At 35.3% G+C, this 7,907-nt stretch carries 8 protein-coding genes and 1 pseudogene; 3 read left to right on the plus strand and 6 right to left on the minus strand.

Translation table 11 applies throughout. The annotated features are described in order from the left end of the window. Positions 1-451 (plus strand): annotated as a pseudogene (locus V7659_RS06175) (collagen-like protein); the annotation flags it as partial. A gap of 455 nt (positions 452-906) precedes the next feature. Here V7659_RS06175 and V7659_RS06180 read toward each other — a convergent pair. The 4 genes from V7659_RS06180 to V7659_RS06195 form a co-directional block, all read right to left on the minus strand. Continuing rightward, a complete protein-coding gene (locus tag V7659_RS06180; RefSeq protein ID WP_283879073.1) occupies positions 907-1,053 on the minus strand; it encodes a hypothetical protein in 147 nt (48 codons plus the stop codon). A 431-nt stretch (positions 1,054-1,484) separates the two neighbouring features. Further along, the gene (locus V7659_RS06185) at positions 1,485-1,772 is read right to left on the minus strand and encodes a hypothetical protein (protein WP_335538848.1); all 288 of its coding nucleotides are present in this window, start codon (positions 1,770-1,772) and stop codon (positions 1,485-1,487) included. A 156-nt stretch (positions 1,773-1,928) separates the two neighbouring features. After that, complete coding sequence (locus V7659_RS06190; protein ID WP_335538850.1) at positions 1,929-2,738, minus strand: class I SAM-dependent methyltransferase; 810 nt, start codon at positions 2,736-2,738, stop codon at positions 1,929-1,931. Between the two features lie 286 nt (positions 2,739-3,024). After that, the gene (locus V7659_RS06195) at positions 3,025-3,501 is read right to left on the minus strand and encodes a hypothetical protein (protein WP_335538851.1); all 477 of its coding nucleotides are present in this window, start codon (positions 3,499-3,501) and stop codon (positions 3,025-3,027) included. 673 nt (positions 3,502-4,174) lie between these two features. Here V7659_RS06195 and V7659_RS06200 point away from each other — a divergent pair. Together V7659_RS06200 and V7659_RS06205 are read left to right on the plus strand one after the other, a co-directional pair. Then, positions 4,175-4,987: a GNAT family N-acetyltransferase gene (locus V7659_RS06200; protein WP_335538852.1), complete on the plus strand. Its 813-nt coding sequence runs from the start codon at positions 4,175-4,177 to the stop codon at positions 4,985-4,987. Between the two features lie 155 nt (positions 4,988-5,142). Then, a complete protein-coding gene (locus tag V7659_RS06205; RefSeq protein WP_335538853.1) occupies positions 5,143-5,763 on the plus strand; it encodes a YitT family protein in 621 nt (206 codons plus the stop codon). A gap of 154 nt (positions 5,764-5,917) precedes the next feature. On the opposite strand, the gene V7659_RS06210 is transcribed toward V7659_RS06205, so the two are convergent. Both V7659_RS06210 and V7659_RS06215 read right to left on the minus strand, forming a co-directional pair. Next, entirely contained in the window at positions 5,918-6,721 is an 804-nt protein-coding gene (locus V7659_RS06210) for an alpha/beta fold hydrolase (protein WP_335538855.1), read from the minus strand. Between the two features lie 92 nt (positions 6,722-6,813). Further along, positions 6,814-7,593 carry an alpha/beta fold hydrolase gene (locus V7659_RS06215; protein ID WP_335538856.1) on the minus strand — a complete coding sequence of 260 codons (780 nt, stop codon included), beginning with the start codon at positions 7,591-7,593 and terminating at the stop codon, positions 6,814-6,816. Between the last annotated feature and the right edge of the window lie 314 nt (positions 7,594-7,907).

Genomic DNA, 7,907 nt, shown 5'->3' on the forward strand with positions numbered 1-7,907 from the left:
GGGACCTCAGGGACCAGCGGGAGGAGTATTAGCCTTTGCAGATTTTTATGCATTAATGCCTCCTAATAATTCAGCAACAGTTGCTTCCGGAACAGATGTAGATTTTCCGCAGAATGGACCTATTAGTGCCGGGGGGTTGATTTCCCGCACTGGTGCCGATACATTTAACTTGGCTGGAATTGGCACTTATCAAGTCTTGTTTCAGGTGAGTGTCGACGAAGCAGGTCAACTCGTTTTAACTCTAAATGGCATTGAACAACCCTATACGGTGGTCGGACGAGCAACCGGTACTTCCCAGATAGTAGGAATGGCTCTTATTCAAACTACCGCCATCAATACAATACTCACTGTACGAAATCCTGCTGACAATACCACGGCACTGACCATCACTCCAAACGCTGGAGGAAATGAGCCAGTTTCAGCACACCTTGTTATTACGCGACTACAATAGACGGGGGCTTAAACAAACAGCTTTTTCACTTACAGGTGCTTCGTGTTACAAGGTTAATCAGTTTTTACTGGTTGACCTTTTTTATATTGAACCTATTATTTCAGTAGCAGGGGTGGGAACGTACGGGTATGTGGGAGTAGGATATCGTTAGCAATCAATTTGCCCTCTACTAGTAGAATGGTGTTTTAGGATGTAATAAAATATAACGTACCTCTAACATTTAATTATTTATATAAAACAAAAAGAAAACTAATAGCAAACTTTTTAAATATTATTAGAATTCCTTCTTTAGCTAACCTGCACGTTAGTGGAACAAGGAAAAGGCGATGCATCATTAAAGCATCGCCCCATCAGCTTCTGTTAACTAGTTATTTACTTGACATAATTCATTATGCTAAAAGTCCAAAGCTAGTGGAGCAAAAAATAGTAGCCAAGTATTACTCTTGGCTGATCATTTATCGACCGAGTCCCTTTTTATTCTTACCGACATTATCATTTGGTGAGTCTCCGGTACCATTTTTGCTCTTGCTTTTAGGCGTTCCATAAATTTGATTATCCTTTGTTACTTTAGCTCCAGTTAAAAAATCATCCTTTGTTTCCATCCTTATCATCTCCTTTGGTTAATCTCTCATATTATCTATGTAGAGGATAGGATTTATACGATAATGTGGGTGTAACATTCATTTAAATTTTTTAGAATAAAGACTCAGATATTTCACACACTATCTTTAGGACTTGTGGCTGAAGGTAGAACAGATAGATTATATCGGCGTTATTTGCTTATCTTATGGGTTCAAATCCCATTAAGTCCTATTCTTCCCCATAAAAAGTGCTCTGACCCTACGGATTCGGTTTCCTGTCACAAAACTTGAAAAGTAAATCCCAATTGCCTTCATAAAACTACCGTAAATGATGAAGTTTTTCCGAAATAGGGTACCGTTTTTGGCAACCATATCTTTAAGGAAAGCACCCGTTACTTTAAGTAAATTATTTCACAAACTTATGGGTTGAACATTAAACATTTAAGAAAACACTAAAAATATAATTTCTTTTTAACACCTAATTGAGGATTCGTGATTAATTTAGCTTTCGCAATTCCTCGCTTAAATCTTACATTGTTTAACCATTCAACTATTGCTTTTCCGTCATAATTAGGATGAACTCTTTCTCCATTTTCTAAAGCCCAATATTCTGAATTCTTTTCCTCATCAAAAATCCACTCTAGAAAGTTATCCTGAATACAGTTCATCTTCCTGCCTATTTTTGTTGAACAAGAAATGTATTGAATATAATCGTTACCAAAGTCTATTTTGATAATCATATGAGTTTCAACTCCTTAAAAAATCGTAACTGCTTGTTCCAGGAACTCACCCGTTACTTTAAGTACTATACTTCACATTCTGCTGTGTTAATCAAACCAAAAAAGGCGATGCCTTGTTTAAGCACCACATTAGAACATAAAGAAATGATATTAGGTTCACTTTTTCCTACCAATGTAGAGCAAGTGAGATGAAATACCAAGATTATAAGGGTCAGTTGCTTTCTCTTTAATTAAATCAATTATTTTCTTTACTTCTTGTTCACCTTTGTCTCTCCAGTAATTCCAACTATCATTGTTTAAAATAGCTCCTGCATTGGAACCTATTAAATCTAAAGTTTCAAATCCTTGTGCTTCCATAAAAGGATTGATGTCTTCAATATTAAAATAATACGCACCTGTAAAACGTCCCTCATCTGCGTGATTAAAACAACCTGATTGAGAAAATTGAAGAATGGTATCCATATTATTGTTGGGCTTCCAATTCTCAGGAGATAAGAGCGATGTAAGTATGTGTCTAATTCTAGGCATAAAGGCAACAAAAACAAGCCCATTTTTTCTTGTGACTCTATGTAATTCTTTAACCGCCATAATACGATCATTTTCTTTCTGTAAATGATACATTGGACCAAGCATTAATGATGAGTCAAACTGTTCATCTTTAATCATATTAAGTTCTCTAGCATCAGCTGTATAAAAACCATCAAATTGTCTTTCTAAATCAAGTTCTTTTGCTTTACTTTTAGCAATTTCAACTAATTTTGGAGTTAAATCGGTCAACGTTACCTTATAACCATCTTTAGCAAGCTCCAATGAGTATTTTCCAGGTCCAGCACCATTATCAAGAATACGTCCTGATTGGGGTAAATATTTTTTTATATAGTGCCAATTTACTTGGAATTCAATCGGTTCTCTTTCAAGTCTTCCCCACTCATCAAATTGATTGTAATAGTTTATTATTTTACTCATAAAACTCCACCCATTTTTATTGTTTAATTCCTTAAATTCTATATAAAACCTTAATATCCTCTTTCACTAACCTGCTCCTTTAGTTCAATAACAAAAAATGACCGCCGCAGCGATCATCATTCTGAACAAAAGCACCCAGTTAGATTAACGGGGTAGAATCACTCATAATAATCACCTTACATATATTTTTTGGGGGATGAAGACTGTTAATTAAAGCAGTCCTTTTTATTTGGTTTGGTAAAGAAATTTAAAAATAAAAACCTTCGTAATTGAAGGTTTATCGAAACTACTTCTTTTTAAAAATGGTTTTCTTAGTAGGGATAGGTTCAGTTATATATTGAAAAGTATATAAGATTAAAGCCCTGACGAAATCTATTAACAGGTATTTGAATTTTGATAAATTTTCTAAAGTGAATATCCGAAAATCTTTTACATATTTCAATCCTCCAAAGATAAAGGATGTATGAAGAATAGTATTTGTAATCAGATATAACGGAAATTTACCAAAAGTCATTTTTAACACCCAAAGGCTAGTGACAAGGTATGGACCGAAATTCATAAAATTCATGCTGTTAAAAGGTCCGACACCGCTATAAAATTTCCACCAATTTTTCTTTTCACCGTAAAAATCTAAAGCTTTAGTAAAAGTAGCCATAAATAAGGCAGTGGGAAGAAATCTTCTAAATGCTTTCTTACTTAGAAAGGGTACAGTTAACCAAGGAACAACCAGTAATGCAATTAAAAATAATTTTTGGTTTTTCATTATATCACCTGAAGGAGATGTATTTTATCGGATTTTACCTTATTCTTTTACAAGAAAGCCAACTTTATACAATAGAGATTTACATAGGTACTCATAGTGGTAATTTTATACATGCCCATTTTATTAATACTGAGGTGTTATAATTGGAGTTGGTCGGGGGTTAGTTGCCTTCGGCTTTTTTTATTTATAAAACCCGAATTATCGGGGTACGATGAGAACCTTTGATTCGGATCGTGCCCCCAATCTTTTATAATCCTTTCAGATAAGACATGTGAATGATTAATGAATGTTTTGGAGTTTTAAAGTATTTTCCCCTTCCGTAGTGTATGTTTTGTGAAGGTATGTACTTAAACTATTCTGCTTCGTTAGTACAATAAGAAAAAAGCCTCCAAGAATGGCTGCTTGAACTTCAACCCTTGCACCTGTTAGTTAACTTTTTTTTCAATTTTACAAATCCACTTATAATAATTCAGTAAAATAACTAACAAAATAGGGTCAACAAGAATAGAATACTTCAATTTCCACCACCCATAATTGAAGTACCCCCAAGGTTCTGGAAGTAATGCAATTGTTTCATATATCACCATAAATAATAACCAATAAAAAAAATAAAGAATTCTTTTTAATAAAAGATTATAAAGATCATGAATATTTAAGGAAAAGTTTTAATCAATTGGCTTCTGATACTTTTGGAATAGAGTTTGAAACGTGGCACCAAAATGGATATTGGACAGAAAAGTATCTGCCGTATTCTTTTGTTGATCATAATCAAGTGGTAGCTAATGTATCCGTTAATCTTGTAAATTTGGTCGTAAATGCGGAGGTTAAACAAGCAATTCAAATCGGGACTGTCATGACGCACCCTGATTATCGAAATAAGGGGTTGTCGAGACGCTTGATGGAGATTGTGTTAGACGAATATAAACATGTCGATATAATTTATTTGTTTGCCAATCAAAATGTATTGGATTTTTACCCGAAATTCGGATTTTCTTCTACAGATGAAGTGCAATTTATTTTGGACTATGATCATATGCCTGCAGTTTCTTCTATAGTGAGAAAATTAGATGCTAGCAATCCAGAGGATTTAGCGTACATCTATAATTTAGCGAGGAATCGTAAGGTTATTTCGGAACAATTCGGAACTTCAAATTGTGAGGAGCTCCTCATGTTTTATTGTACTATGGTTTTTAGTCAGGACCTCTACTATTTTGAGAAGGAGAACGCACTGGTGATTTTTCAAAGGGAGGAGGGGTGTATACATCTCTATGATATAGTCAGTCCTCGGAAGGTAAACCTTCAAACAGTGTTAAGCATGATTGTCCCGCCTAATTGCAGTAAAGTCATTTTCCATTTTCATCCTGATGGGCATGAACAAGGATATGAAAAACAGCCATATAAAACCAATAATGTCCTCTTTATAAAGAATCTAACAAACGTCTCGTTACCAAATGAATTTAAGCATCCGCTTACTTCACAGGCATGATGGTGCCTGACACCATGAAAGAGCCGCTCGTATAAATTATCTATTTGTACGAGTGGCTCTTTTTAGTTTCGGGGGTTAGAGAATGTTTCTCGAGTTAATTGAATATATTTTAAACACAAATAATCTATGGAATTTGCTTGAAAAAGGGGACAAGTATGATAAGGAACAGGATGAACTTTTATATTGATTTTTACAGAGCAGGGGCATGTTCTTTTTACAAACGGCTATTGTTCATTTTTTTGGGTGCTACACTTGTATCCTTATCCTTACAATTATTTTTGGTGAAAAATCATGTGATTGATGGAGGAATCATTGGCGTAAGTATCCTGCTTGCTTATATTTCAAAAGAAGAAATAGGATTGTTTTTATTGGTATTAAATACACCTTTTTTCCTCCTTGCCTATCGGTTTCTGGGCAGAAGGTTTCTCATGCTCAGTCTTTTTGCCATTCTCATTCTATCGCTTGAAACCTATGTATTCGATTCGCTTCCTGTCATCACCACCAATCCACTCCTAGTAATTGTGCTTGGCGGAATTAGTTTAGGACTGGGTGTCGGCATAACGATTCGATTCGGTGGATGTTTTGATGGAACAGAAGTGATAGCTATCTTATTAAGTAAACATTCTTCTTTTTCGATCGGACAAATTATCTTGTTATTGAATGTATTCATTTTCAGTAGTTCCATTTTTATATTTGGGTTAAGTGAGGCCATATACTCTTTAGCAACCTTTCTTATAGCCTATCGAACGATTGATTTCTCTATTCAGATCGATTAATATGAAAAAGCTTCAGCTATAATGAGACGAAAATGAAGGTTGATCGGCTAGCAGCTGCATAATGAAGAGATTGCTAAAGTAAAAGCTTAATAGGCAATCTTCCATTTTACATGAAAATGCCCATTCAATTAGTGAACGGGCATTTTTTAAATCATTATTGATTTTCTAAAAATTCTACTACTCTTTCATTTACTAAATCATTGGCCTCAGTTACATAAATGTGGCCAGCACCTTTAATTGTCAAAAATTCAGCATTCGGAATGTTTTCTGCTAAGGTTACCCCATTTTGATAGGGAACCAATTTATCTTCATCTCCATGGATAACTAAGACAGGACATTCGATTTGGTCAATCTCATTGGAGGTATCGTGAGCTAAGCAGGCCTGAAGTTGAAGGATATAGGCGTAAGGGAGAACAGGTATCTCTATTCTTTTTTGTATGTCCTCTGCTACTAATTCACGTTGGTTTTCTATAAATGATTGACTGTATAGGATTGGAGCGGTGGCCCACGCCATTTCTTCGGGTGTTGCAACAGCAGAACCCCTTGAAAGCATAAGCATCGAGACTTCTGCATTAGGCTGGACATGTGTCGCGCCCCCAGAGGTTGTACAACCTAAGACAAGCGAACGGACCTTTGAAGGATACAAAAGTGCTAATCGTTGTGCAATCATCCCGCCCATTGAAATACCATATACATGGGCTGAGTTTACTCCGGCAGCATCCAAGACGCATTTAGCATCTTCAGCCATTTGCTCGATCGAATAGGGTGAATTTGGTTTGTCGCTAAGACCTGTCCCGCGATTATCAAATATAATTACTTTAAAGTGCTCACTGAGAGCAGGGAGAGTCCTGAACCAAGATTTTGAATTTAGTGATAACCCCATTATTAAAAGTAATGGTTCTCCCTCTCCATGAACCTCATAATAAAGATTAATACCATTCCCATTAGTTATTGGCATTAATTTAATCCTCCTTTTTAAAAGTAACGGTAAATTATATGATAATTTAACTAAGGAAAGAACATGGAAGAAGGGAGGAAAAAATCCCTCCCTTAACTTACTTTTGAGTGTTTTTTCAAAAAGTTGCGAATAACTCTATTAAATGCCTCCTTTTGTTCTAATTTGGCAATATGACCAGTGTTCCTAAGGATCACAAATTCAGAGTGGCGAATTTGTTTGTGCATTAATAGTTGGATCCATACAGGGATGACAGAATCATATTGGGATCCCATGATTAATGTAGGGACTTTTATTTTAGGAAGTAGTTTTAAATTATCCACTTCCAGACATGCTTTAACCGATTTTAGAAAAACCTCATGATTAGGTTTGTAAAATTTATGAAAGTCCTGATAAACTTTACCTTTCCATGAATTAAGTGAAATACGAGCAGCCGTGTTTATTGGTAAACTTGGGGTTGTAGATAGTGAGCGAACTTTTCGATAGTTTATTATTAACTTTGCCAAGTGTCTAGGGATGAAATGAAAGGTGCTCACCAACATTAATGATCGACACATATGGGGAGCCTGACGATAAATTTCCTGGGCTACCATTCCGCCCATTGATAATCCGCAAATATGAGCGCTTTCAACTTGGAGGTCATTTAATAGAGTAATAATGTCACGGGCAAACTGTGGAATAGATATCTTCTCATTCGTAATATGCTCACCATGCCCTCGTAAATCAGGAATAATCAAGTCATACTGATCCGCAAATTCAAACTGATTGTTCCAGCCCTCCTTTACCTCTCCTAACCCATGAATAAAGACTAAAGGTTCACCAACACCAAAACGTAAGTAAGGAATTTCAGAGCAACTAAAAGAAACTTTACTCAAATATACCCCTCCTATTGTTATATATCATAAAGGGCATTACCACAATTTGTAAAGTTTTAATTTTTATAAAATTCAGAATAATAGAAACGTAACTATTCCACTTGTCCTCTTCTGGTGGACAAGTGTATTTATTCGGTGCCTGACACCAAGAAGTGTTATAGGAGAATAATACTTTCTTAATTTAAGGGTTCTTTGGGTGTGGTTTGGTGAAGGGGTTTAGTGACAGTAAATTGCATTTTTTATGATTTAAGATGAGTGATGTTGAAAAAATATTCCGACATTTTTCGTCATTTTTCCCAATTTTGAGTAAGCGT

Origin of the sequence: Neobacillus drentensis (genome assembly GCF_036966985.1) — a bacterium.
Taxonomy (GTDB): domain Bacteria; phylum Bacillota; class Bacilli; order Bacillales; family Cytobacillaceae; genus Neobacillus; species Neobacillus drentensis_E.